At 61.1% G+C, this 25845-nt stretch carries 21 protein-coding genes; 4 read left to right on the top strand and 17 right to left on the bottom strand.

Going from position 1 to position 25845, the window contains the following annotated elements:
• From ACHZCU_RS05835 to ACHZCU_RS05755, 17 genes are all read right to left on the bottom strand, one after another.
• Positions 1 to 1650, bottom strand: coding sequence for an acyltransferase (locus ACHZCU_RS05835; protein WP_319518030.1), 1650 nt, complete (start codon positions 1648 to 1650; stop codon positions 1 to 3).
• A complete protein-coding gene (locus ACHZCU_RS05830; RefSeq protein ID WP_319519750.1) occupies positions 1647 to 2657 on the bottom strand; it encodes a hydroxyacid dehydrogenase in 1011 nt (336 codons plus the stop codon). Before ACHZCU_RS05830 ends, ACHZCU_RS05835 begins: the two co-directional genes overlap by 4 nt.
• Positions 2654 to 4501: a DUF2264 domain-containing protein gene (locus ACHZCU_RS05825; protein WP_319518029.1), complete on the bottom strand. Its 1848-nt coding sequence runs from the start codon at positions 4499 to 4501 to the stop codon at positions 2654 to 2656. The genes ACHZCU_RS05830 and ACHZCU_RS05825 overlap by 4 nt, the downstream gene beginning before the upstream one ends.
• Complete coding sequence (locus ACHZCU_RS05820) at positions 4502 to 5539, bottom strand: oligopeptide/dipeptide ABC transporter ATP-binding protein (RefSeq protein WP_106307498.1); 1038 nt, start codon at positions 5537 to 5539, stop codon at positions 4502 to 4504.
• A complete protein-coding gene (locus ACHZCU_RS05815; protein ID WP_394706100.1) occupies positions 5536 to 6621 on the bottom strand; it encodes an ABC transporter ATP-binding protein in 1086 nt (361 codons plus the stop codon). The genes ACHZCU_RS05820 and ACHZCU_RS05815 overlap by 4 nt, the downstream gene beginning before the upstream one ends.
• Entirely contained in the window at positions 6611 to 7744 is a 1134-nt protein-coding gene (locus ACHZCU_RS05810) for an ABC transporter permease (protein ID WP_319519749.1), read from the bottom strand. The genes ACHZCU_RS05815 and ACHZCU_RS05810 overlap by 11 nt, the downstream gene beginning before the upstream one ends.
• A gap of 19 nt (positions 7745 to 7763) precedes the next feature.
• On the bottom strand, positions 7764 to 8753 hold the full coding sequence (locus tag ACHZCU_RS05805) for an ABC transporter permease (protein ID WP_319518027.1): 990 nt from the start codon (positions 8751 to 8753) through the stop codon (positions 7764 to 7766).
• 87 nt (positions 8754 to 8840) lie between these two features.
• Positions 8841 to 10760, bottom strand: coding sequence for an ABC transporter substrate-binding protein (locus ACHZCU_RS05800; protein ID WP_319518026.1), 1920 nt, complete (start codon positions 10758 to 10760; stop codon positions 8841 to 8843).
• Positions 10761 to 11026: 266 nt separating this feature from the next.
• The gene (locus ACHZCU_RS05795; RefSeq protein ID WP_319518025.1) at positions 11027 to 12037 is read right to left on the bottom strand and encodes a LacI family DNA-binding transcriptional regulator; all 1011 of its coding nucleotides are present in this window, start codon (positions 12035 to 12037) and stop codon (positions 11027 to 11029) included.
• 122 nt (positions 12038 to 12159) lie between these two features.
• Entirely contained in the window at positions 12160 to 13338 is a 1179-nt protein-coding gene (locus ACHZCU_RS05790; RefSeq protein ID WP_319519748.1) for an alanine racemase, read from the bottom strand.
• 3 nt (positions 13339 to 13341) lie between these two features.
• Positions 13342 to 15183 (bottom strand): adenine deaminase C-terminal domain-containing protein, encoded by a 1842-nt coding sequence (locus tag ACHZCU_RS05785; protein WP_319518024.1) that lies wholly within the window; start codon positions 15181 to 15183, stop codon positions 13342 to 13344.
• The gene (locus ACHZCU_RS05780) at positions 15180 to 15818 is read right to left on the bottom strand and encodes an XRE family transcriptional regulator (RefSeq protein WP_319518023.1); all 639 of its coding nucleotides are present in this window, start codon (positions 15816 to 15818) and stop codon (positions 15180 to 15182) included. The genes ACHZCU_RS05785 and ACHZCU_RS05780 overlap by 4 nt, the downstream gene beginning before the upstream one ends.
• 36 nt (positions 15819 to 15854) lie before the next feature.
• On the bottom strand, positions 15855 to 16787 hold the full coding sequence (locus ACHZCU_RS05775) for an N-carbamoyl-D-amino-acid hydrolase (protein WP_319518022.1): 933 nt from the start codon (positions 16785 to 16787) through the stop codon (positions 15855 to 15857).
• Complete coding sequence (locus ACHZCU_RS05770) at positions 16784 to 17860, bottom strand: ABC transporter ATP-binding protein (RefSeq protein WP_319518021.1); 1077 nt, start codon at positions 17858 to 17860, stop codon at positions 16784 to 16786. The genes ACHZCU_RS05775 and ACHZCU_RS05770 overlap by 4 nt, the downstream gene beginning before the upstream one ends.
• 8 nt (positions 17861 to 17868) lie before the next feature.
• Positions 17869 to 18660 (bottom strand): ABC transporter permease, encoded by a 792-nt coding sequence (locus tag ACHZCU_RS05765; RefSeq protein ID WP_106307465.1) that lies wholly within the window; start codon positions 18658 to 18660, stop codon positions 17869 to 17871.
• Entirely contained in the window at positions 18657 to 19553 is an 897-nt protein-coding gene (locus ACHZCU_RS05760) for an ABC transporter permease (protein ID WP_319518020.1), read from the bottom strand. The genes ACHZCU_RS05765 and ACHZCU_RS05760 overlap by 4 nt, the downstream gene beginning before the upstream one ends.
• Positions 19529 to 20566: an ABC transporter substrate-binding protein gene (locus ACHZCU_RS05755; protein WP_319518019.1), complete on the bottom strand. Its 1038-nt coding sequence runs from the start codon at positions 20564 to 20566 to the stop codon at positions 19529 to 19531. The genes ACHZCU_RS05760 and ACHZCU_RS05755 overlap by 25 nt, the downstream gene beginning before the upstream one ends.
• Positions 20567 to 20996: 430 nt before the next feature.
• On the opposite strand from ACHZCU_RS05755, the gene ACHZCU_RS05750 reads away from it, so the two are divergent.
• From ACHZCU_RS05750 to ACHZCU_RS05735, 4 genes are all read left to right on the top strand, one after another.
• Positions 20997 to 22520: an ABC transporter substrate-binding protein gene (locus tag ACHZCU_RS05750; RefSeq protein ID WP_106307459.1), complete on the top strand. Its 1524-nt coding sequence runs from the start codon at positions 20997 to 20999 to the stop codon at positions 22518 to 22520.
• Between the two features lie 128 nt (positions 22521 to 22648).
• Positions 22649 to 23977 (top strand): GH1 family beta-glucosidase, encoded by a 1329-nt coding sequence (locus tag ACHZCU_RS05745; protein ID WP_319518018.1) that lies wholly within the window; start codon positions 22649 to 22651, stop codon positions 23975 to 23977.
• 51 nt (positions 23978 to 24028) lie between these two features.
• Positions 24029 to 24970: an ABC transporter permease gene (locus ACHZCU_RS05740; RefSeq protein ID WP_181190772.1), complete on the top strand. Its 942-nt coding sequence runs from the start codon at positions 24029 to 24031 to the stop codon at positions 24968 to 24970.
• On the top strand, positions 24970 to 25842 hold the full coding sequence (locus tag ACHZCU_RS05735) for an ABC transporter permease (protein WP_319518017.1): 873 nt from the start codon (positions 24970 to 24972) through the stop codon (positions 25840 to 25842). Before ACHZCU_RS05740 ends, ACHZCU_RS05735 begins: the two co-directional genes overlap by 1 nt.
• Positions 25843 to 25845: the final 3 nt, after the last annotated feature.

The raw sequence follows: 25845 nt of genomic DNA, 5'->3' as shown, positions 1-25845 counted from the left end.
TTAAAGTCCGAGACCGACGGCCTCGGTGCGGTGGACGCCCTTTGGCACATAGCAAAGCGCATCCTGCCGTTTCAGCAGTTTTGCTGCCAGATGAATGACCGACAGCCACATTTCCGTGCCCTGAAGCCCCGGCTCCTGTCCGTCGGCGAAGGCGAAACCCGCGCCCTCCTGCCAGCGTGACGGCGCGTGCGTGATGATCGCGCGGGCAATCGCCTCCGCCTCTGCACGGCGGTGATCCGTCTGGGCCAGGCATATGAGCAGCGGGTGGATGGTATCGAGCAGATTGCAGGCGGTGTAGGTCGCGCCTGAAAAACCGTCGTGATTGCGATAGTTGGCGAGCACGGAATTGATCGCCGCCTCGGGGTTGGGCACCGGCAGGCCGAACTGCGCATAGGTGCCCCGTGTCAGGCGGTAAAAGCCGTTGACCGGCTGCAGCAGTCCGTCCGCCGCGCGCGGCGAACCCCACAGCCCGGTTGCCCTGTCGACATGAAGCGCAAGCCAGCCGAACAGGGTTTCACGCGCCCGGCCGGTCGAGAAATAGCGCGCATTGAAATAAAGCGCGGTTCCGATCGCATCAACGGCTGCCCCTGCACCCCAGGCATTGTCTCGCCAGGGCAGGCCTTCCAGCCAGGCGCAGAGGTCCGGTGCATCAAGTTCGACAGCGCTGACGGGATGATCCGGGCGGCTGCCGAGCACTTCCAGAGCGTAACCGACCGAGAGAACATTGTATAAGGCGAGACCGTCTTCGCGTTGCGGCCGGTCCGGCTTCGGTGGCTGGCGGGGATCGGGGAAAAGACCTGTTTCGGGGTCCTGAACCGCCTTCAGCGTCTCGATAGCCGCAGCGATATCGAGCCCCTCCGGCCTTTCATCGAGACCCGCGGCAATCTCGATTGCATCGCATAAATGGCGCATGCTCGGGCGAAGGGCGCCGTCGGCTTCACGCGAAACATAAACGCCATCGCGCATGTTTTGCGCCAGGATCGCGCGCCATTCGGCCTTCACTTTGTTGCCGACGGCCTCAAGAGCAGTATCGATATCCGCAGTTGCATCCGCGCGTTTTTCGCCGCGCCTGCGGATCGGCTTGGCAGGCACGCCGGCGGCGATCATGTAAGGCGGAATATCGCGGGTGACGGTTGCGCCGGCGGCGATCACTGCGCCCCGGCCGATCCGCACACCGTCGAGCACCACCACATTCGCACCGATCCAGACATCGTCCTCGATAATGATGCCCCGGCTTTCATGCGGCTGCCGCGAGATCGGGATATCGGGGTCTTCATAGCCGTGGTTGAAGCCCATGATCTGCGCGTGCGAGGCGATCCGCACATGATCGCCACAGGAGACCGTGCCGGCCAGGCAGGCATAGGCATTGACCGTGCAGTCCGCGCCGATGGTGATGTCGCCGCGCACGACGGCATAGCCGGCAATATAGGATGTCGCCCCAAGCGAAAGCCTGTCGGTAAAGACCGCCGCCTTCTCCGCGATATAGGCCGTCGCATCGATCTCGGCGCCGGCATTTTTCGCAAGGTCGGCGCAGCGTGCGCGGTGGGCAGGCGCATCGATATCCTCCGGCGTGCGCTCCCATGTCAGAAACTGCAGCCGTGCTTCGTGCACGCGTTTCGTGTCATCATCGTCTTTGAGGGCCAGGCTCATGCCAGTCGCTCCAGTAGGTGGGGTTCGATTGCGTGTTCAAGCGGACGGCCGGAAACGAATCGCTCGATTTCCTCCACCGCCATTTCTCCCAGCCGCAGCCGTTCAAGCCCGCCGGCGCCTGCGGCATGCGGCGTGAGAAAAACATTGGGCAAGGTATAGAGCGGCGAGCCGGGGTCAAGAACTTCCGGGCTGGTGACATCGATGATCGCATTGATCCGGCCTGTCGCCAGTTCATCGATCATGGCATCGTGATCGACAAGCATGCCACGGGCGGTGTTGATGAAAGTGGCGCCGTCGCGCATCAGTGCAAACTGTTCCGCGCCGATCATGTGTCGCGTTGCCGGCAGCGCCGGTGCATGCAGCGAAATCGTATCCGATTCCCGCAGCAATGTCTGAAGATCGACCGGTCTCGCCTGCGCGGTAACGGGATCGTCGGCCGTGACATACGGATCGTAGAGCAATACCTCAACGTCCAGCACTTCAAGCAGCTCTGCCACCTTGCGGCCAATGCGCGATGCGCCGATCAACCCGACCGTACGGCGGTAATTTCCGATGGGCTCGTTCATCAGCGCCCAGGTCGCGCGCCTGTCGCAATCTTTACGGTATATATCGCGCAGTTCGAATAGCCGCTTGTTGGCGAAAATGATTGCCGCGAGCGTATATTCTGCCACCGGCACGGCATTGGCCGCCGCCGCATTGGTCACGGCGATGCCGGCTGCGTAAACCGCATCGCCGACCGTATATTTCACCGTCCCTGCCGCATGCGCAATCAGGCGCAATCGGGGTGCAAGAGGCAGCACCTCCGTGTTGACAAAAGGAGCGCCCCATCCGGTGACCAGAATATCGGTCACCGCCAGTTGCGCGCGTGCCTGAGGCGTCGTGAAATCCTCCATCGGGGTTTTTGAGAGGATCTCGCAACAGGCAGAGAGCCGGTTGTAAAGGCGCTCATCGAAGACGTGCAGCGTCTTTGCCGCTGCCATGGCGAAGCTCAGGCGCGGGCGCATCAGGTTCTCTCCGGAATATCGATGGCGCTGACCGTGACGCCGTCGCGTTGAAACAGCACCTCAAGTTCGGCGATATCCGGCACGATCGGTGCCTTGCCTGGATCAACGCCTTCGAGCGTCACCGAAACGGCGGTTGCCAGCACGGTTTTGCCAGCCGGAATTTCCCCCAGAAGTTGGGGCACGATGGTCTTTGCGACAATCAGATTGGTATTTGGCAGAGCCTTCTGTGCCCGGCCTTCGCGCCTGACTTTCGGCGAAAGGTCCCGGATCTGGCTCAGGTCCGTATCCGATTGCGCAAGCGCAAAACCGGCTTCCTCCCGGCAGAAGTCGGCGTCGAGATCGGCGCGTGCGATGGCAAAGCCGCCCTCGGTTGTGTGAAGCGTACGCGGCGTTTCGATGCGGTGTATCCGCAAATGCCAGTCTCCGGCCGGAACCAGCCAGGTCTCCACCGTTACGTCATCCCAAGGCTTCCAGCGGGCGAACAGCGTGTCGCCGGCGATCTGAGCGATTTCATTGTCCTCGCGGACACGGTAATGACGCATGTCATCGGAAAGCGCCAGCATGCCGTCAAAGGTGCCGCGCCGATAGCCGCGCTCGTCAACCTCGACCGAAAAAGCGTAGCGCGAGGAATAGACGAATTTGGCATATTTCTCCGCACCGTGCCGCATATGGTGGTTCTGTTGACCGGAAGACAGCGCGACGACATTGCCCTTCTGGTGGTTCATGACCATGCCGGGATGCTTCAGGGGGACGGGGGCACTGCCGAAATCGGGGGCCGCCTCCTCCGCCTGCCAGAAAGGATGATCCGCGCCAAGCGCCAGCGGCAGAAAGGCTTTCAGCGCCCAGTAGGGGGAGCCTGCCGAATTGTAACTCTCGCTCATGAACAGGTTGGGATAGCCGTAACCGACCGACAGCACGCCGTCGCGATCGGCAATGGGATGGCGCGACCACCATCTCAGATGCCGCATGAAATGGCCCTTGATCTCTGCCCAGGGCAGCGCCTCGACATCGGCAAAGGCAAGAGCGCCCCAGAAACCGCCGCAGGCAAAACGATAGGTGAGGCTGCGGCCGAAGGCGAGCGCCCCGCCGTCGTCATCGAACCAATGCTGAATGTCTTTCGCAAAAAGCGCCGCGCGCTCGCGATAGGCGTTTGCCCGCGCATCGCCGGGTGCGGCGAGTTTGGCATAGATCAGCCCGTAGAAATGCATCGCGAAGGGAATGTAGTGATCGATCCGGCGGACATTGCCATCGCGATACCAGCCATCGCCGAGATAAAACCCGTCGAGTTCTTCCAGATATTGCTCCGTCAGCGTCCGGTCGAAATCGACACCGACCCGTGTGAGCCCCATATCCACGAGAATGCGGAAGAATTTCCAGTTGTTGTCGGCATAGGGAAAACGACGAAGGTTCTTGAGATAAGTCGCGATATTGTCTTTCGCCCTGCCCGGAAGCGGGTCCCAGACCTTTTCGGGAACCATGCGCAGCGTGAAACCGATCGCGGCCATTTCAACCATGCGCTGGTCGGTGCGCTCGACCGTACCCCAGAATTCCGGGTGGTCGGGGTCCATGCCATTGGCAATGCCTTCACGGAAATAATCCCAGTAATCGAAGGAACCGCCACCGGCGGCATAAGGCGTCAGCCCCCAGAGCGGTCGGGCAAAGCCCTCGACATCGGCGGCGATGCGATCGAAATGGGCGGCACTGCCGCTGAGGCGGACACGCGCGCGCCCTCTGGAAAAATATGGCAGCAAAGGATTGAACAGGCCGTGAAGCGCTGTTTCGATATCGCCTCGCGTCTTGAGCGGATTGCCTGAGAGCGGGTTGGCGGTGTTGGGATCGTAGGTCATCTAGGCATAGGTTCCTGTGGCAGGGCTGCCCGCAAAGGCGCCATTGAGTTCAATCGTTTCGGCAAAATGGCAGGCAGCCTCGCTCGGGCCGCCATTGATCGGCCTGAGCGCCGGTTTTTCCTTGCGGCAACGGTCTTCGGCGAACTTGCAGCGTGTGTGGAACGGACACCCTTCCAGCCGGTCGCCCAAAAAGGGGATTTCCCCCTTGACCTTGTCATGCCGTTTGGCGCGCCGGGTCGGGTCGGCAATCGGCAGGGCATCGAGCAGCACTTCCGTGTAGGGATGACGGGGACGTTCGAACAGCGCTTCCGTCGGCGCAGTTTCCACCACATGGCCGAGATACATCACCACCACCCGGTCGGCGAGATAGTTCACCACGCCGAGATCGTGACTGATGAAGATGTAGGTCAGGCCGAAATCGGCCTTCAGGTCTTCCAGTAGGTTGAGGATCTGTGCCTGGATCGAAACATCGAGCGCGGAAACAGCCTCGTCGGCGATCACCAGTTTCGGTTCGAGCACGAGCGCGCGGGCAATGCCGATCCTCTGGCGCTGGCCCCCGGAAAAGGCATGCGGAAACCGCTGCAGCGCATCCTTCGGCAGGCCGACCTTTTCCAGCGTCGAAACGACCCGGTGTTCCAGCTCCGCGCCGCGGGCGGCTTTATGAATGCGCAACGGCTCGGCAACCAGATCGAACACGCGCATGTAAGGGTTGAGCGAGGACATCGGGTCCTGAAAGATCATCCGGATATCGCGCCGCCAGGGCTTCAACTGCCGTTTGGAAAGTCTGGAGAGCTCGACGGGGTCGCTCTCTTCGGGGCGGTAGGTCACCCGCCCGCCGGATGGATCGACGGCGCGCACGATGCAGCGTCCGAGCGTGGTCTTGCCGCAGCCGCTTTCGCCAACGATGGCCAGTGTCTCACCCTGTCCAACCGTCAGCGATACATCGGAAAGTGCAGCGAGCGAGATGGCGTCCCCGAAAAGGCCGGCCTTGAGCGTGAAGACCTTGGAGAGGTTTTCGACTTCGAGAAGCGCACTCATGCTCGTTCTCCCTGATTGGCGTGTGCGTTTTCAGCAGTTTTGCGTTGCTGTTTCAGGCCGGTGACGGAAGGCGCTTCGTCATGGGTCAGCAGATGGCAGCGCGCCCAGTGTGCCGCGCCGGTTGCCGTGCGTTCGGGGTATTCCCCGGCGCAAGGGGCAAAGGCATGGGGGCAACGCGAGGTGAAGGCGCACCCCTGCGGCCGGTTGCGCGGTGACGGCACATTGCCTTCGATCGGCGTGAGACGTTTGCGCTCGCTGCGCCTGACCATGCGCGGGATGGAGCTCATCAGCGCCCGCGTGTAGGGATGCTGCGGCGCCCGGAAGACATCGAAGACATTGCCCTGTTCGACGACGTCGCCGAGATACATTACCGCCACTTCATCGGCGATTTCGGCCACGACGCCGAGATCATGGGTGATGAACAGCATCGCCATGCCGTATTCGTCCTGCAGCGCCCTCAGCAGATCGAGGATCTGCGCCTGGGTCGTCACATCGAGCGCCGTCGTCGGTTCGTCCGCAATCAGCAGGTCCGGCTTGCAGGCAAGCGCCATGGCGATCATGGCGCGCTGGCGCAGGCCACCGGAAAGCTGGAACGGATAGGCATCCGCGCGCTGACGGGCACCCGGAATACCGACCTGCTCCAGCAGATCGACGGTGCGGGCGCGGACTGCCTTCCGGTCGATTTCTTCGTGGATCATGATCATCTCGTCGATCTGGTCTCCGATCGTATGCACCGGAGACAGGGAACTCATCGGTTCCTGAAAGATCATCGAAATGCGGTTTCCCCGGATCGCGCGCATCGCCTGGCTGTCGGAACCCAGCGACACGATATCGACCGGTTGCCCGCCTTCGGCCTGAAACAGGATGCGGCCATTGCCGATCCGCGCATTTCTGTCGAGAAGGCGCAGGATCGTGCGGGCGGTGACGGATTTGCCGCAGCCGCTTTCGCCGACGAGCGCCAGCGTCTTGCCGCGTGTGAGGGTGAAATCGACCTGGCGGACAGCTTCGATATCCGCTTCGTCGGGCGAGGAGAAGACAATGCTGACATTCTCCATTCTGAGCAGTTCTGCACTATCGTCCATAGGGGTCAGCGGCATCACGAAGGCCGTCTCCTAGAAAGTTCATGGCAAGGATTGCGACAACGACAACGACGCCCGGCGACAAAAGCCAAGGCGCGCCGGCAAGCGTGCGGATGTTCTGGGCGTCCTGCAGAAGCGTCCCCCAGCTGACGATCGGCGCCTGCAGGCCGAGGCCGAGGAAGGAGAGCGCCGTTTCCGCCAGGATCATCCCCGGAATGGCCAGCGTGGTCGCCGCGATGATGTGGCTGGTAAAGGAAGGCACCATATGCTTGACGATCACCCGGTAATCCGACGCCCCGTCAAGCTTGGCCGCAGTGACGAAATCCTCGGTGCGCAGCGCCAGAAACCGGCCCCGGACCACGCGTGCGAGTTCCGTCCAGCCCAGCATCGACAGGATGATGGTGATGGCGAAATAGGTCTGCAGCGGCCCCCAGTCCTGCGGAAAGGCCGCGGCAAGGCCGAGCCATAGCGGGATGGTCGGCAGCGAGCGGATAAACTCGATTGCCCGCTGCACCACGCTGTCGAACAGACCGCCGTAATAGCCTGAAAAGCCGCCGATGATCACGCCGAAGAACAAGCTGAGGATCACACCGACAAGGCCGATCGAAAGCGAGACCCGCGTGCCATAGACCAGCCGGCTCAACTGATCGCGTCCGAGCCTGTCGGCGCCGAGCACATAAAAGGGCGCGCGCGGCTCGACCGTGCCGAAGAGCTTGCGGTTCATGGGGATGAAGCCCATCAGCCTGTAGGGCTCCGACGGCACGAAAAAGCCGACCGGGTGGCGCACCTCGGGATCGATCGTGAACACGCGACGCAAGGCTTCCCGATCGATCTCTGTCTTGTAGCCGTTCACATAGGGGCCGAACTGCCAGCCGCCGTCCTCATCGCGGGCAATGAAATGGATGCCCTGCGGCGGCGCATAGGTGTAGCGCGGATTGTAATCACCCGGCGAGGTGGGCGCGACAAACTCGGCGAAGATCGCGACGAGATAAAATGCGATGACGATCCATAGCGAGACGAAGGCGAGCTGGTGCTGCTTGAAGCGGCGCCAGGTCATCTTCAGCTGCGTTTCCCGTCCCGTCAGCGTGCGTTTGGCGGATTTTTCGTCTGCCGCTGTGGCCGGCATGTCCGTGGTCATGGCCATTTCAGCGCCCTCCATAACGGATGCGGGGATCGATCCAGGCCAGGATCAGATCGGAAATCAGCGTGCCGATGACGGTGAGAACACCGAGAAGCATGATGATGGCGCCGGCCAGATACATGTCCTGCGTGGTCAGCGAGCGCAACAGCAGCGGGCCGGAGGTCGGCAGGTTCATCACCACGGAAACCACCACCGAACTCGAGACCAGCGTTGGCAGCAGCCAGCCGATGGTCGAGACCAGCGGGTTGAGGGCGACACGCACCGGATATTTGAGGATCGCGCGCCATTCCGGCAGGCCCTTGGAGCGGGCCGTCGTCACATATGGCTTGGTCAGTTCATCAAGCAGGTTGGCGCGCATCACGCGGATCAGCTGCGCGGTTCCGGCAGTTGAAAGGACAAGGACCGGCGCCCAGGCATGCGCCAGAAAATCGAGAATCCGTTCGAGGTCCCACGGCGTGCCCTGAAGGTCCGGCGAATAGAGACCGCCGAGCGTCTGGCCGAAATAGATGTACCAGAAATACATCAGGACCAGCGCGAACAGGAAATTGGGGATGGCGAGCCCGATGAAACCGCCGATGGTGGCGAGATAATCACCGAGCGAATATTTGCGCACCGCCGCATAGACGCCGATCGGCAGGGCGACGAGCCACATTACCAGTATGGCAAGGCCTTCGACGAGGACGGAATTGCCGAGCCGGCCCCAGATCAGGTCGGTCACCGGCGCGCTCCATTCGAAGCTGTTGCCGAAATCGCCGTGAAGCACGCCGCCGATCCACTTGAAATACTGGATGATGAAGGGATCATCGAGACCATATTGCCGGCGCAGCGCCTCGATGGTCGCCGGGTCGATCCGGTCACCGGCGGCACTCAGTTCCGCCATATAACTTGTGAGATAGTCGCCGGGAGGCAGCTGGATAATGGCGAAGGAGACGAACGAGACCGCCCAGATCGTCAACGCCATCGCGATCAGCCGACGAACAATGAAACCGAGCATGAAACTTGCCCTTTCTGCACGCTCCCGACGGCTCCTCCACAGCCCGAAGGCTGCGAAGGATACGCCCGGGAGGAGGTGTCGTTGTCCCTAGTCGAAATACCACTGCTGCGGGTCGTAGGGTGCCGGCGTTGGAAACAGCCAGGCATGTTTCATCGGTTCGGAGACATTGCGCAGGTTGTTCTTGGCAATGTAGTAGCCGTCCGGGGAAAGGCTGACGCCGATGACGGGGAAGTTTTCCTTGGCGATTTCAAGGATCTGGCGCATCAGCGCGTCGCGTTCATCGGGATCGGGCGAGGCCCCCAACTGGTCATAGAGATCCATCTGCTTCCTGGCCCAGTCGGCCGGTTCGGACGCAATCTCGGGGTCGGTGCCGTTAAACCAGGCCTGCCACTGGAACGCCCAGGCGGATTCCGCATTGGCCGGGAAATAATAGCGCGGCTCCTGAACGACATCGAGGCCGCCATCGCCCTGCCAGACCTGGGCGTCGAAGTCTCCGCTCGGCCGCTTGTCGTAGAACAGCGTGCGGTCGATATTGTTGATCTCGAGATCGATGCCGACTTCGCGCAATTGCAGCGACATCAGTTCCAGCATATCGATCCATTCCGGGCGGAAAGCGGAGATTACATCGACGGTGATGATTGCCGGCTTACCGTTGCTCATCAGCCGGATGCCCTGACCATTGGTTTCCCTCAGACCGGCCGCTTCCAGATGCCCGATCGCGGATTCCGGATCGTATTCGGTATACTGCTTGGCCATTTCCTCGTCGTAGAACGGCGATTCCGGGCGCGGCGCCACCTGATAGGGTTCGCCCTGACCGGTGAAAACGGCGTCGATGATTTCCTGCCGGTTGATGGCCTCGGAAAGGCCGATACGGAACTCCTTGTTGTTGTATAGTTCGGCCTTGACCGGATCGGAGTGGTTCAGGTTGAGCTGCAGGACCAGCGTCGAGGATTGCGACGGCACGTTTGCGCCGAGCCGGTAATCGCCTTCCTTCTGACCGTCATAAAAGAGCGGCCGGTTTGCGACCGTGGTGATATGGCGGTCGGTGAAATCCATCTCGCCATTGAGCGCCATCAGCGTCAGTTCCTCGGCGCTTTCGCTGACCCGCATTTCCAGCCGGTCGATATAAGGCAGCTGATTGCCCTCCGGGTCGACCTTCCAGTAGTAGGGATTGCGTTCGAAGGCCACGCGGCTGGTGTTGGCCGTCCAGGGTTCGGTAACGACCCAGGCGTTCATGAACGGCAGATCGGGGTTGCCCCAGCGCTGCGGCTCCTGCCCGAAAGCGCATTTGTCTTCCATCATGAAGGCCCAGTTCTCGTAACCTTCATCCCTGGCCAGCTGTTCGGCATTGTCGCTGAGGGCTGGATAAAACTGTCCGCAATAGGCCTTCTGCAACGAGACAAGCGTGATCCCGTTGACCCCGGCAAGCTCGTCGAGCAGCAGGCCATTCGGCTTCTCGAATGTGAATGTGAAGGTCGTATCATCTGCGACTTCGATGGTGACCGGGTTGCCGGGATCGGTCAAAAACAGGCCGCCGACGGGATAATCGGGATCCTGGATGAGTTCGGTGGCGAAGGCGATATCGGCACTGGTGAACGGCGTGCCGTCCGACCACTTCAGTCCTTCGCGCAGATGAAACGTGTATTGCCGCGCATCCTCGCTGACGTCCCAGCTCTCCGCGAGATTGGGAATGATCTCGTCCCATTCGCGATTGTAGCGCACCAGCCCGTCATAGTTCAGCGTGCGTGAAATCCAGGCCGTGTCGCCACGCCCGCGCAGGCCGGAATGCCAGGTGCCACCATATTTGCCGATGCTGTCCACCGGCTCCACCACCAGCGGGTCCTGCGGCAGGCGCTCGTCCACCGGCGGCAGGGAGCCGTCCTCGACCAGCGGGTCGAGCATCGGCGCCTGCTGCTGCGAGAGGGCGGAGCCTGCCAGAAGCAGCAAGGCCGAAGAAGCCAGCACGACGCCCTTCACTGACAATCGTGTCAGGGAAACATAAGTCATTGATTTTCCTCCCTCGAAGCCCCTCCCGGGCCTCGTGTTACTCAGAACGGAGGAAAGCGTAGGTGCAAATTCGCAATTTATCAATAGTTATGCATAAATTTGCGTAATTTGCATTATATTTGAAATAATTGCGAATTCCATTTCGTATGTTGTTGTTTTAAATAACTAAAATAGAACACAATAAACCGCGCGGCGCAGCAGGCGATGCGCTTTCGTTACGCCGATGTGTCTGAGGGCAATTTTTTACTGACGGTATAGGCTGCCATTCAGGCTCGTGCGTGAACCGTGCCGCCGGGGACCAGTGACACGCCGATTTCCAGCTGCCGAACCGCCGTTTCGCCTTCGATCTGATCGGAGAGCAGCCTGATGGCGCCGCGCCCGATCGCATCCCGATCCACATGGATCGTGCTGAGACGCGGCGCTGTCATCGCTGCAAGCGGCAGATCATCAAAGCCCATGATCGAGAAGTCGCGCGCTACCTGACCGACGCCACCCTGGATGCCTTCGATGATCTCCACCGCCGCGATATCATTCCAGCAGAACAGGGCCGTGACGTCTTGTTTCCCTTCGGAGATATCTTGCAGAAGCTCCATCGGCTTGCGGTCGTCGCTCATGACCAGCGCTGCCTCTTCCCCGGTGACCTCGGCCATGGCTGTGACGAAGCCGCGGCGGCGCTCGAGGATTGTCGGTCGGTGGCCATGGGTATAATGCAGGATCTTCCGGTGACCTGCCGAAAGCAGATGCCTGGTGGCCATATAGGCACCGTAAAAATTGGACGGCGCCACCGAACTGATGCGCATCAACGGGTCGCAGCCGTTGACAAGCACGGCATGGATTTCATTTTCCCGGCACCATGACGCAAGCTCGTCGCTGGCATCGATCCCGGCGAGGAGAACGGCGCTGGCCCCGGCCGCTTGCACATGCCGCGCCACGAGTTCGAGCGTCACCTTGCGTTCGCTGATCAGGCGGATGTCGAGATCCAGTCCGCAGACCGAGGCCTCGCTGCGGATGGCGTTGAGAATGTCGACATAAAAACCCGACAGACCGCCAGTCGCATTGGCAAAGGGGACGAGCGCAACAACGCGGCGGTCGGTCGCCCGCAGACCGGGCATGCGCTTGGAGCGGTATCCAAGCGACCGCGCCATCCTCTGAACATCGCGCCGTACGACCTCCGAGATGCCGTCCTCATTGGCAAGCGCCCGCGATACCGTGCTTACGGAAACGCCGAGTCTGGATGCGATATCGGCCTGGTTCGGTCTGCGGGCGGTTGTGCTCATCGGGACTCGCTCGATCAAATGTTTCAGCTTTTGATTACGCAATTTTTGCGTTTTTTGAAAGAGCCGATATCACATGCTGGCGTTTTTTGCGCCATCGCGCATATCTTGTCCGGAGAGGGGCTTTATCCCGACAGACCGGCATTATCTGCCGAGGCGATCGCCCATCGGGTGGCGTCGATCGTGCTTTGCGAGACTGTTCCTCTGTCGAGGAAAGCCAGAGAGGGCGCGAGGTTGACGACGACGCAGGCGTGGTTGGGGTAGATCAGCAGGCGTTCGCCGACGGCAAGATCGGTGCCTGCCCGTGCGACCATGCCGTGTTCTTCGGACAGCTTTACGACGGTCAGGGGCGCGTCGAGGGTTGTGCTCCATGCCTCGCCGAAGCCGGAGCCCGTGCCGGTGCTGTGGGCGCCGAGGTCGGAGCTGAGTGTCTTCGATCCGGCGTCGATGATGTAGAAATCCCGGTTCTTCGAGATGATCGTTGCCGATATGGCCAGCGCGATCTGGCTGCGATCGATGATGCCGAGGCGCACGGCGGTCATGTCGTAAAACACGTAATTGCCCGGCCGGATTTCATCGATGCCGTCGAAACCGTCATTGGCCAGCAGGGACGGGGTGCTGCCGATGGAGATCAGCGGCACGGTGATGCCGTGCTTTGCGAGCGTTTCCCGAAACGAGAGCAATGTGTGTCGTTCATCAGCGGCAACCGTGCGCACGGCATCGGCTGAGCCTGCGCCGTAGGCATGTCCGGCGTGGGAGAGGAGGCCGGCGAAGGTCAGGTGCGACGATGCGAGCTTCCGGATGAGGGCGATGCTTTCCTTGGTCGCCGGATCGACGCCGCAGCGGTGCAGGCCGACATCGACCTTGATGAATACGTCCGCCGTCGTTCCGGCCTGCCGTGCGCCGGTTTCCAGCGCCTCAATGCCTGTCGCGCTGTCGGCGATGAAACGGACTTTTGTCCCGTTGTCGCGTGCGAGCGCCAGCAGCGCCGTCACCGGTTCCGGGCGCACCAGCGGATAGGCGAGCGTCACCGGGGAAAAGCCGGCGCGGATGAAAACGGCGGCTTCGCCGGGGTGGGAGGCCGTGACGCCCGTGGCCCCGGCCTTGCGCTGCATGCCGGCAATGGTGAGCGATTTATGCGTCTTGATATGCGGATGAAGCGCAACTTTGCCGGCTGTGGCAATGGCCTGCATGTTTGCGATATTGGCCTCAAGGCGGGCCGCATCGACAACGACACATGGGGTTTCCAGCTGCTTGACGCCATCGAATGCCGGATGCGGGGTGGTTTCCGTGTTGTTGTGCATCACCTACCAGACCACCTTGTGTGTTGCGCCGGTCGCGACATTGACGAGGCCCTCGGGCGCATAGTCCGACGGCGCCACTAGAACCCAGCGCCAGGGCGCGCAGGTGAGCGTTGCGAAGGCGAGGCGTTCCGGGAAGCCCGGCCACCAGCGCGGCGAGGATGACGGTTCGAACATCCATTCGATCTTCTCACCCTCGGCATAAAGCTGCTGCATTTCGGCATCGAGATCTTCGGCGGAGCGCTGCGACATCAGCCCGGCAATCTCGTAGCGCACGGTGGCAACCACCGTGTTGTCGCGCACCAGCGCCCAGCCGCCGCCGATTTCGCCAAGTGCGTTGACGGCTGCCGCCATCGCCGCATCCGATGAGCCGACGCACCAGATATTGTGCTTGTCATGGGCGAGCGAGCTTGCCAGCGCGCAATCCGGCGTTTTCGGTCCCGTGCCGGCCCAGAACATTTTCGAGACGGACTTTTTGCCGGAAAACCGGTCGACAATGGCGAATTTGGTGATGTTGCGGGCCGTATCGCGCTGCACGAGGCCGTCTTCCACCGGCAGTTCAAAGGTCAGGAAATCGTCTTCCCAGTGGAACGGGCGCAGCACCGCCGCCGTCATCGTTTCGCGGCCCGGTTCGGCTGCAATCGCGAAATCGTCAGCGCTGAAGGGGCCGCCGGCCTGTACCGTGTTCTTCGCCCAGTCCGGCCAGTCGATCTCGGGAACCGGGAGAACATAGTCCTTGCCCTTCGAGACCTGTTTTCCATCGGCCCAGACCTCGGCGATTTCAAAACTTTCGAGGTCGGACAGGAGAACGATATCGGCAAACCGGCCCGGCGCGATCGTACCGACCCATGGCGTCAGCCGCATGTGTCGGGCTGGGTTGATGGTGACGCACTGAATGGCGATTTCGGGGGCGAGGCCGGACTGGATGGCGAGGCGGACGTTGTAGTCGGTCGCGCCCTTCTTGAGGGTTTCCGAGGCGGAACGGTCATCCGTCGCAAAGGCGATCTGCGACCAGTCGGCAAGGCCGCGATCCAGAAGCCCCTTGATGACATCGGGCATGGAATGCGGTCTCAGTTCCGCAAACAGGCCGTGGGTGAGCTTGTCCCAGAATTCCTCTGCCGTCCACGCTTCGTGGTCGGAGGCAAGGCCGGCGGCGGCAAAGGCGTTGATGGTCGGCAGGTCCCTGATTCCGGCGGCATGGCCCTCGACCACGCCGCGCGCGGCGAAGGTGGCCTCGATCATACCCCAGAGCCGGTCATGGGAGGCGTTTTCCGGGTTCCAGACGGCCGGCCAGTCCATCACCTCGTCAAGGCCTGCCACCATCAGGCTGCCCGCCAGAAAATCGCGCTGCTCGTCATGGCCAAGCCAACCGCCGCCATGCTCATAGGCCGTCGGCGGCACGGCGGAACCCGGCAGCGGAAAGATCTTCAGCGGTGAGCCGTTGGCCCGCGCCGTCATCCAGAAATCGAGCGTCTTGGAGCCGCGCACATTGGAAAATTCGTGACTCGCCTCGCAGGTCCAGGTATTGCCGCGCGGCATCACCAGCGCCGCCTCCCATTCCGGCGTCAGATGCGAACTTTCGATATGCTTGTGCACCTCGCCAAGGCCGGGGATCGCCATCAGGTCGGGGCGCTCGTCAATGACATCGCAATGGCCGGGCCATGAGCCGGCGGGGCCGACATAGGCGATCCGGTCGCCGGAGATGACGATTTCCTGATTGTCGCTCCATGTCCGCGTCGCCGTGTCGAGCAGCCTGCCGACCCTCAGGATACGGTCGGCAGGGGCTTTAGCGAGCGCGACAAGGGTCAGCTGCTGGCGCAGCCGGACTTCGGAACTTGCATCGATCATGAGGACACCGTGAACTGGTCCGGCGCATCGCCCGAACCGGAATAGCAGATGGAAAGAATGCGGGCATTGCCGGGGCCTACGGCATAAAACCCGTGCTCGGAGGCGGCGTCGAAATAGACGGTATCGCCTTCCGCCAGCAAGACCGGCGCATAGGGCGACATTTCGAAAATCACATCGCCGGTAAGCACATAGACGAATTCCTCGCCGCTGTGGGTGCTGCGGGCAGGCGTCGTGTTGTCGTCACGCGGCGGGATATCGATCACCATCGGCGTCAGCGCCTTATCCGCAAGCTCGGTGGAGAGCATCCGGTAGGCGCCCATGTCGTTTTCCAGATGCCGGCCTTCGCCCTTTCGGGTAATGGCGCGGGCGGCGCGGGCAAAGCTCGGGCGCGCGGCCTTTCCCTCCAGAAGATCGGCAAAATCGAGGCCGAGGCCGCCCGAAAGCCGGGTCAGCACGGAATAGGCGGGCTGGCTCTGGCCGTTTTCGATCTTGGAAAGCGCTGAAATCGAAACGCCGGTCCGTTTCGACACTTCGGCAAGCGTCCAGCCGTTTTCACGGCGCAGGTCGGACAGGATGCGGGAGACCGAACTGGCTTCGGTCTGTTCGCTGGCAGATGCCGGTTCCGGCTGGCTCATTGTCGTTCCTCCCCATGCTTCGGATCTTGCATTCAATCAGTCCGTGACCGGTCCCTTTGTCTCGACAATCAGCCGGTACTGTTCCGGCTCGCGGTGACGGGCAAAGTCGAAAATGGTCTTGCGGTAGAGCTTCGCCATGTCGAGATCGCATTTCGCCACCACCACTTCGTCGGCGGTCGACACCGCCATGGCGACGATCTGGCCGGAGGGGGCGACAATCATCGACTGGCCGATCAGGTTCGAGCCCTCCTCATGGCCCGCCTTGGCCGTCGCGATGACCCAGTTGGAATTCTGGTAGGCGCCCGCCTGGATCGACAGCTGATTGTGAAACTGCGTCAGGCTGTCGAAGTCGAAATTGCCGGTATGGTCGTCCGGCGTGTTGTAGCCGACGAGGATCATTTCCGACCCCTTCAGCGCCATCACCCGATAGGTTTCCGGCCAGCGGCGGTCATTGCAGATCGCCATGCCGATGCGCGTTCCCATCGTCTCGAACACGTTGAAGCCGAGATTGCCGGGTTCGAAATAGTATTTTTCCAGATGCTGGGACGCCATGTCCGGCTGCGGTGTATCCCAGCCCGGCAGATGGATCTTGCGGTATTTGCCGACGATCTTGCCGTCGCGGTCAACCAGAACGGATGTGTTGTAGCGGTGCTTTACGCCATCCGCGACGGCCAGTTCCGCATAGCCGAGATAAAAGCCGATCTTCAGCCGCTTTGCCGCGTCGAAAAGCTTTTGCGTTTCCGGCCCCGGCATCTCGGTTTCATAGAAAGCGTCGATTTCCGCCGGGTCGGTCATGTGCCAGCGCGGAAAGAATGTCGTCAGCGTCAGCTCGGGAAAAACCACGAGTTCCGCCCCGCGGGAGGATGCCTCGCCTAAAAGTGCGATCAGCCGTTCGATAACGGCCTTGCGCGTGTCCGAACGGGCAATCGGCCCCATCTGTGCGGCGGCGGCGACAAGGGTCCGGCTCATGGCGTTTCCCCGGCATCCTCGAGAATGCAGCAATGGGCGAAATCGAAGGCAAGGCCGACATTCTGCCCGGCATCGATCGGGTTTTGCAGCGGGCCGTTGGCGATCAGCACGCCGGCCGAAGTTTCGATCTTGTACTGATAGGCGCGGCCGAGATAGGAACGCATATGCGTCGTTCCGGCAATGGCATTGGCGCTGCCCGCATCGGTGAGCGTCAGCCCTTCCGGGCGCGCGCCGATGGTGAAGCGCTCGGGCAGCGGCCCGGTCTGGGCCTCGTCGAGGACGATTTCGCCGCCATTTTCCAGCGCCGCCGTCACCTTTGCGCCATCCCTGCGGATCACCCGCATGGCGATCAGATTGTCGAAGCCGACGAAGCGGGCGACGAAGGCGTTGACCGGTCGCGTATAGAGCACTTCCGGCGTATCGAGTTGGACGATGTTGCCTGCATTCATGATCGCCACGCGGTCGGAAATGGAAAATGCCTCTTCCTGATCGTGGGTCACGTAGATGGCGGTGCGGTTGTTGGCCTTCTGCAGCTCGCGGATTTCCACCCGCATGTCGACGCGCAGCTTGGCGTCGAGATTGGAAAGCGGTTCGTCGAACATCAAGAGCGGCGGGTCGACGGCAAGCGCGCGGGCCACGGCAACGCGCTGGCGCTGGCCGCCGGAAAGGGCGGCGGGCAGGCGGTCGGCAAAGCCCGTCAGCCCGACGCGGGCCAGCATGTCGGCAACGCGCCTTTCCCGTTCGGCCGTGGCCACCTTGCGCTGTTTCAGCCCGAAGCCGACATTTTCGGCAACGGAAAGATGCGGGAACAGCGCATAGTTCTGGAACACGATGCCGGCATCGCGCTTGTGCGGCGGCAGGCCGGTGACATCGCGTCCGGCAACCGAAATGCTGCCGCCGGTGGGCTGCAGGAAACCGGCGAGCAGGCGCAGCGTCGTCGTCTTGCCGCAGCCGCTGGAGCCCAGAAGCGAAACCAGTTCGCCCTCGCCAACGGAAAGGTTCAGCCCATGGAGAACCTGCGTCGTGCCGTAATGGGCGGTGACATTGTTCAGAATGACGGCGTTTTCAGCCATTTGAACTCCTATTGAACGGTCTTCGACAGACCGAGACTGCGTTCGATCAGCACCATGACGAGAATGGTGACGCCCATCAGAAGCACGGAAACGGCGCTGACGGTCGGATCGAAAAACTGCTGGACATAGGTGAAGACTTCGATCGGCAACGTGGAAATGCCGGGACCGGTCAGAAACAGCGCCACCGCCATATCATTCAGCGAGGTGATGAAGGCGAGCACCATGCCGGCGATCACGCCGGAGCGGATATTCGGCAGGACAATGGTCCAGAACGCCTTTGCCGGATGCATACCCAGGCTGACGGCGGCTTCCTGAATCGAGAAGTCGAAACCGGCAAGGCTGGCGCCGATGACCCGCACCATATAGGGCAGGCACAGGATCGCATGGCCGAGGATCAGCGACGGCAGGATCGGCAGTTCGAACTGCACGATCAGGGTTTTCAGCAGCGAAAAGCCGAAGACGATTTCCGGAATGAAGAACGGCAGGAAGAACACCGAGCCATACCAGCCGGGAATTTTCATCCGGTAGCGGTTCAGCGCATAGGCGGCTGCCAGTCCGGTGACGAGCGCGATCAGCGTGCCGCCGACGGCCACCTGCATCGAGATGATGAAGGTGTCGAGAAAGCCCGAATGGTTGAACACATTGGCATACCATTTGAGCGTGAAGCCCTGCGGCGGAAACGCCAGGTAGCGGGTATCGCTGACCGATGTGCCGATGACGATAACGATCGGGCCTGCCAGAAACAGGATGACCAGCCAGCCGAAGGCCTTTGAAAGTGGATGAATGCGGCGTCCGGTCATGATGCTGCCCTCCGGGCCGTCATTCTGCCGGCGATGGTGCCGAGCACGACCACGCAGAAGATCGCGGTACCCATCATGATCGCGGCAATGGTGTTGGCCACACCCCAGTCGAACGAGATCATCGCCTTCTGGTAAAGCAGTGTCGCCAGCGTCATCTGCGGCTCGCCGCCCAGCAACGTCGGCGTGACGAAGGTGGCGAGTGACCCGGTAAAGACGAGGATCGAGCCGACGATCATGCCGGGCACGGCCAGCGGCAGGGTGACCTGGAAGAACACCGAAACCGGCGACGCGCCGAGCGAACCGGCGGCAAGGTAGAGATCGTCCTCGATATTCTCGAGAACGCCGACCAGCGACAGGATCATCAGCGGCGTGAACAGATAGGCAAGACCGGCAATCACCGCGCCCTGCGTGAACAGCATTTCAAGCGGTTCGCTGATCAGCCCCGCCTTCATCAAAAGCGTGTTGACGACGCCGTTGCGGCCGAGGATGGCCATGAAGGAGAAGGAGCGCACGACCACGCTGGTCAGCAGCGGAAACACCGACAGGATCAGCAGCACGCGCTTGAGGCCCGGTGACGCATTGGCGATCATGTAGGCGCCGGCGAAGCCGAGGATCAGCGCCGTTACCGTCGACAGAAAGGCGATGCGGAACGAACGGATCATCACCGTGCGGTTATAATCGTCGGCGAAGAAGTCGCGATAATTGGCGAACAGGCCTGCCGGGTTGGAAAAGCTCTCGGCAAGGGTTCCGGCCACCGGGATGACCAGAATGAAAACGAGCACCGCGGTTGCCGGCAGAACCAGCAACCACGGGCCAAGCGCGCTGATGCGCTGTGCGGGGGAAACGCGGGAGGTCAACTTTGCGTCCGTCAGCGTCCGAACACGTCGTTCCATCGGCGTTCCCAGTCGTCATTGACCTTCAGCAGCTTGTCATAGGGCGTCGGCTGCATGCTGAGCACGGCCTTTTCGCCATAGACGAGCTTAGAGGCTTCTTCCGGCGTCAGTTCGACGGTCTTGTTGACCGGGCCGGAGCCGCTGACCAGTTCGACGGCCGCATCCTTCTGGGCCTGCCGGGACAGCGAGAAGTCGATGAAGGCCAGCGCCAGGTCCTTGTGCTTGGCGTTTTTCGGGATGTTGTAGGTGTTCATCATCCGGAAATCGCCTTCCTTCAGCTCGGCCCAGCCGATATTCGGGTTGGCCGACTGGATGGCCGGGAAGGCATAATCCTGCGCCAGGCCGATAAAGGCTTCGCCGGTGGAAAGCAGGTTGGTCAGTTCCGAGCCGGACGAGAAGGTCTTGACGATATTCGGCTTCAGCTCCGCCATCTTGGCAAAGGCCGCATCCGGATCGTCAAAGGCATCCGTGCCGACGCATTTTGCGGCCATCATCACCGTCAGCGGACCGCCGGTGGTGTTGAAGGCGGGCATGGCGATCGAGCCCTCGAAGTCTTCACGCCACAGGTCGCACCACGAGGTGATCGGCGTATCGGTGCGGGTCTTGTCATAGACGATGCCGTAGCGGCCGAATGTATAGGCCGGGCCGTACTCGCCCTGCGGGTGCTGGGCGGCATCGTAGAGTTCATCGAGATTGGAAAGCTTCGAGGAATCGATCTTTTCGAAAGCGCCCTGATCGATGCCGATCTGGGAGAACTTGTCGGTCAAAAGAATGACATCCACACCGCCGCGGATCCGGGCCTTGTTCAGCCGCTCCGGCGCGCCGCCGGTCTCGACCACGATCCTGACGTCATGCTCCTTCTCGAAGGGTTCGAAAATGAAGGGTTCGTAGAAATCGTTGGAATAGCCCCAGTTGGAAACGACGAAGGTTTCCTCGGCATGGACGGAAAGAGCGGGCAGCGAAAACAGGGCGGCAACCGCGCCGGCCCGGAGAAAAGTCTTGATATGCGGCATGCGGGAGGTCCTTCGCTATCTCGAAAGGGAAAACTTTTTTCCAACTAGAGAAATTTTGGGAGTATGTCAATTTATTATGCACTGGTCCTTTTTGCGTAAAGAATAATCTTTGCCCTGGTCGAGGCATGCTCCCGGATGGTCGGTCATGCAGGCGTGGGCGGCATGGTTTTCCATCGTGAAAAACCCTTCTGTATCAAGCCTTATGAGCCGGTAGCGCGTCGGGGAGGCTGTGCTCGAAACCGTGCGCTGGCGCCTGTCCAGAGTCATTTCAAATGGAGCGAGATCGAGCCGTTGCGATCCATTCGGCTGCCTCTAAACGCCGTTCGCGGAAAGTTGAAGCGGGTACTTGACAGCTGCGCCGTTCTGGCCACTAATGTCATAATAATAACTGTTATGCCATTATAACGGAATAAATGAAGGGAACTTCCTCATGATGAAACGACTGCTGCTTGCAGCGACCTGCATGATTCTGCCGCTTGCACCGGCTGCCGCTCTGGCCGACGGCATCATTGATGTTGCGACCATCGGTGAGCCGCCGACACTCGACCCGATGGCCTCGACCGCCGATGTGGTCGGCATGACCACCCAGCACATTTTCGAAACGCTGTTTACCTATGACGATCAGTGGAACGTCGTTCCGCTTCTGGCCGCCACCATGCCGGAGATTTCGGAGGACGGAACGGTCTACGACATCACGCTTCGCGATGATGTGCCGTTCCATGACGGGACGATCATGGATTCCAGCGATGTCGTTGCTGCCATCGAACGCTGGATGGATATCGCCTCGCGCGGCAAACAGGCCGCCCCTTACATCAAGGAAGTGACGGCGACCGGTGACGACAGTGTGCAGATCGTGCTCAACGAGCCCTATGCGCCGCTGATGTCGCTGCTGGCCTTCAACAATTCGGCTGCTGTCATCATGCCGAAGGAAAACCTGGCCGAACCGCTGACGAAATTCATCGGTACCGGCCCCTATATGCTGAAGGAGCATCGCCCCGACCAGTATATCCAGCTTGTGCGCTTCGACGATTACGCGGCCCGTTCGGAAGCTGCCAATGGCTTCAGCGGCAAGCGCGAAGCCGTGCTGGACGAGATCCGGTTTGTTCCGGTTTCCGACCCCAACACGCGTCTTGAAGGCATCGTTTCCGGCCAGTTCGACTTTGCCGAATCGCTGCCGACCGAGAATTTCAGCCGCATTGAGGACTCCGACCAGGCCGTTCCGGTCGTGCTCGATCCTTACGGCGCGCCGGTCTTCGTGATGAACACCAAAGAAGGCATGATGACCAACAAGGGCATCCGCCATGCTGTTCAGGAAGCGCTGAACCCGGAAGACATGCTGCTTGCAGCCTTTGGTGATCCGAAGTTCTTCGCTGTCAACGGTGCGCTTTATCCCGACAATTATGTCTGGCACACCGAAGACGGGATCGAGCGCTATGGCGACGGCGATCCGATGGCCGCCAAGGAGATGCTCGAGGAAGCCGGTTATGATGGCAGCCCGCTGCGCATCCTGACCAGCCGCCAGTACGAGTTCCACTACAAGATGGCGCAGGTCGCTGCCGAATATCTGAAGATGGCGGGTTTCCCGGTCGAGCTGGAAGTCTATGACTGGGCGACGCTGACCCAGCGCCGTGCCGATCCGGCCCTTTGGGATATCTTCATCACCCATGGTCCGTTCCCGGCCGAACCGGCGCTGAACGGCTGGATGTCGGATGACTATCCGGGCTGGTGGGCGTCCGATGCCAAGCATGCTGTAACCGGGCCGTTCCTGGCGGAATCCGATCCGGAAAAACGCAAGGAACTCTTTGCCGAGGTTCAGAAGGCCTTTTACGAAGACGCGCCCGTCTTCAAGGTCGGCGATTTCAACTCGCTGAGCGCCGAAGCGGTGACGCTGGAAGACTTCCAGCCTTCGCCCTGGCCCTATTTCTGGAACGTCAGCACGGAAAACGGCAAATAAGCCGCCTTCCTTCAAGAAAAGAACGGTGTTTCCGGCAATCGCGCCGGGGACACCCCTGCCGATTATGTTGTGTCGCCGGATGCCGCGATGACCGCGCCGCTCCGGTATCCCTTTCCGAAAGCTGACTGATGGCCCGAAACTTTCCACCCGATTTTCTCTGGGGGGCTGCCGCCTCCGCCTATCAGACCGAAGGCGCGACCGAAACCGATGGTCGCGGTCCGAGCGTCTGGGACACTTACGCGAAAGTGCCGGGCAACATCGTCAACGGCGATACCGCCGATATTTCCTGCGATCACTATCACCGCTATCCCGAAGATGTCGCGCTGATGCGTGGGCTTGGCGTCAAGGCCTTCCGGCTGTCGACCGCCTGGCCGCGTATCTTCCCCGAAGGCAAGGGGCAGGTGAACCAGCTTGGCGTCGATTTCTACGACCGGCTGATCGACCTGATGCTGCATGAAGGCATCGAACCCTGGATCTGTCTGCACCACTGGGACATGCCTGTGCCGATCGAGGAAGCCGGCGGCTGGCGTTCGCGCGAGACGGCAAAAATCTTCGGTGATTATGCCGCCGAGGTCATCCGCCGCTTCGGAGACCGGGTGAAGCGCTTCGCGCCGATCAACGAGCCGAACGTCATTCCGTGGGTTGCCTATAATCTCGGTCGCCATGCGCCGGGCAAGCAGAATTACGATGCCTGCCTTCAGGCGATCCACAATCTCAATCTCGCCCACGGCAAGACGGTGTCCGCCGTGCGTGCCGAAGCGCCGGATGCCGAAATCGGCAATATTGTCTCGCTCGGACCCGTCCGCCCGCATTATGACGATGCCGCCCACGAAGAAGCGCGCATTTTCGGTGACTGCATGTGGCGCCGGGTGATGGTCGATCCGCTGTGGCTCGGCACCTATCCCGAACCGATTGCCGAAAAGATCGAACCGCTGATCCAGCCTGGTGACATGGAGGAGATCAGCCAGAAACTCGATTTCTTCGGTCTCAATCATTACAACCCGGTCTTCGTCGCGCCCAATCCGAATGCCACGCTGGGCTATTCCGAGGTCATGCCGCCGTCCGGCATGGGGCCGCTTACCGACGTCAACTGGATCGTCGATCCGGATGCCTTCCTCGAGCAGATCCGCGACACCAGCAATCGTTACGGCAAGCCGGTCATCTATATTACGGAGAATGGCGCGTCCTATCCTGATATGCTGAGATCCGACCGTACGGTGATCGACAATGACCGCATCCGCTATTTCGACAGATATCTTGGCGCGCTGCTTGATGCGATCGATGAAGGCCATGATGTGCGCGGCTATTTCGCCTGGTCGCTGATGGATAATTTCGAATGGGGGCGCGGTTATTCCAAGCGTTTCGGGCTCGTCTATGTCGACTATCCGACGCTGCAGCGCATCCCTAAGGCCTCGTATCACTGGCTGAAAGGCGTGATTGCGAACAATGCCCTTTGAAGACCGTACCGTCCCGGCCCGGCCGGGCTGCCGAAACAGGAAAACGAATTCATGATCCGGTATATTCTCAAACGCCTGTTTGGAATGATCGTCGTGATGTTTCTGGTCGTGACCATCGTGTTCGTCATCGTGCGCGTCACGCCGGGTGACCCGGCCGCCGTGATGCTCGGGCCGGATGCGACACCGCAGGACATTGCCGAACTGCGATCGCGGCTCGGTCTCGACCAGTCGATCCTCCAGCAATATGTCATCTATATCGGGCAGATGCTGCAGGGCAATCTCGGCCGCTCCATCTTCCTCAATATCCCGGTGACCACGGCGCTGGCACAGCGCGCCGAACCGACTTTCTTCCTGACGATGTTCTCGCTTCTGCTTGCCGCGGTCATCGCGCTGCCGGTCGGCATTTATGCCGCCTACCGGCGCGGTTCCTTCGTCGACCAGGCTTCGACCGTCGTGGCGATGACGGCGGCGAGCGTGCCGAGTTTCTGGCTGGGGCTTATTCTCATTCAGGTGTTTGCGGTGCGTTTCGGGGTTTTCCCCGTTTCCGGCTATGGCGGGCCCGGCGCCAGTTTCTGGGACCGGCTGCATCATCTGGTCCTGCCGGCGGTGTCGCTTGGCGTGGTGTCTTCCGCGCTGATCCTGCGGTTTACCCGCGCGGCCATGCTCGATGTCTTCAATGACGATTACATTCGCACCGCCCGCGCCAAGGGACTTGCCGAAGGCCGCGTGGTGCTGAAACACGCACTGAAGAATGCGCTGATCCCGATCCTCACGGTCCTCGGGCTGACGGCGGCCGTGCTGGTTGCCGGTGCGGTGGTGACCGAGACGGTGTTTGCGCTTCCCGGTGTCGGCAGCCTTGTGGTGTCCGCCGTGCTCCGGCGCGACTACCCCGTCATTCAGGGCGCGCTGCTGGTGATCGCCGGGCTTTATGTCCTTATCAATTTTGCAATCGACATGCTTTACCTGCTCGTCGACCCGAGGGTGCGTTACTGATGGCCGATACACAAACCGTCGCAAGCCCCGGCAGTGAACGGGCGAAATTCATCCGGCAGCTTCTGAAACGCAAGAGCGTGGCATTCGGCCTGGCCGTCTTGCTGATATTCGTTGCTCTTGCCACCCTTGCGCCGTGGATCACACCGCATTCCGCCTACAAGCTGTCGATTGCCAACCGGCTGACGCCGCCGGGCGCGGAATACTGGTTCGGCACGGATGAGTTCGGCCGCGATGTCTTCGCCCGCACGCTCTTTGCCGGACGTCTCTCGCTTCTTGTCGGCGCGGCAGTCGTTGCGCTTTCGACCATCATTGGCGTGACGCTGGGCCTGATTGCAGGCTTCTTCAAAAGCCTCGATACCCCGATTGCCCGGTTGATCGACGCCATGATGGCGTTTCCCGATATCCTGCTGGCCATCGCGCTGGTGGCCGCACTCGGCCCCTCGCTGATGACGGTGATTGTTGCGCTCTCGATCGTCTACGCACCGCGGCTTGCCCGCATCGTGCGCGCCTCGACCCTCGTTCTGCGCGAGTTGCCCTTTGTCGAGGCCGCCCGCTCGATGGGTATATCCACCGGCCACATCATGACCCGGCATGTGCTGCGCAATCTGATTTCGCCCATTCTGGTGCAGGCAACCTTTCTGTTCGCCAATGCCATTCTGGCCGAAGCCGGTCTTTCCTTCCTCGGCCTCGGCGTCAGCCCGGAAGTGCCGACCTGGGGCACGATGATTGCCGCCGGCCGTCAATATCTGGGTGCGGCCGACTGGATGACGCTGTTTCCGGGGCTGGCCATCATTCTGGCTGTTCTCTCTCTTCAGATCGTCGGCGACGGCCTGCGCGATATGCTGGACCCCCGCCTGAAAAAGGACCTTTAACAA

This window comes from uncultured Martelella sp. (assembly GCF_963677965.2).
Classification (GTDB): domain Bacteria; phylum Pseudomonadota; class Alphaproteobacteria; order Rhizobiales; family Rhizobiaceae; genus Martelella; species Martelella mangrovi.
This window is presented reverse-complemented; position numbering and strand designations above follow the sequence as displayed.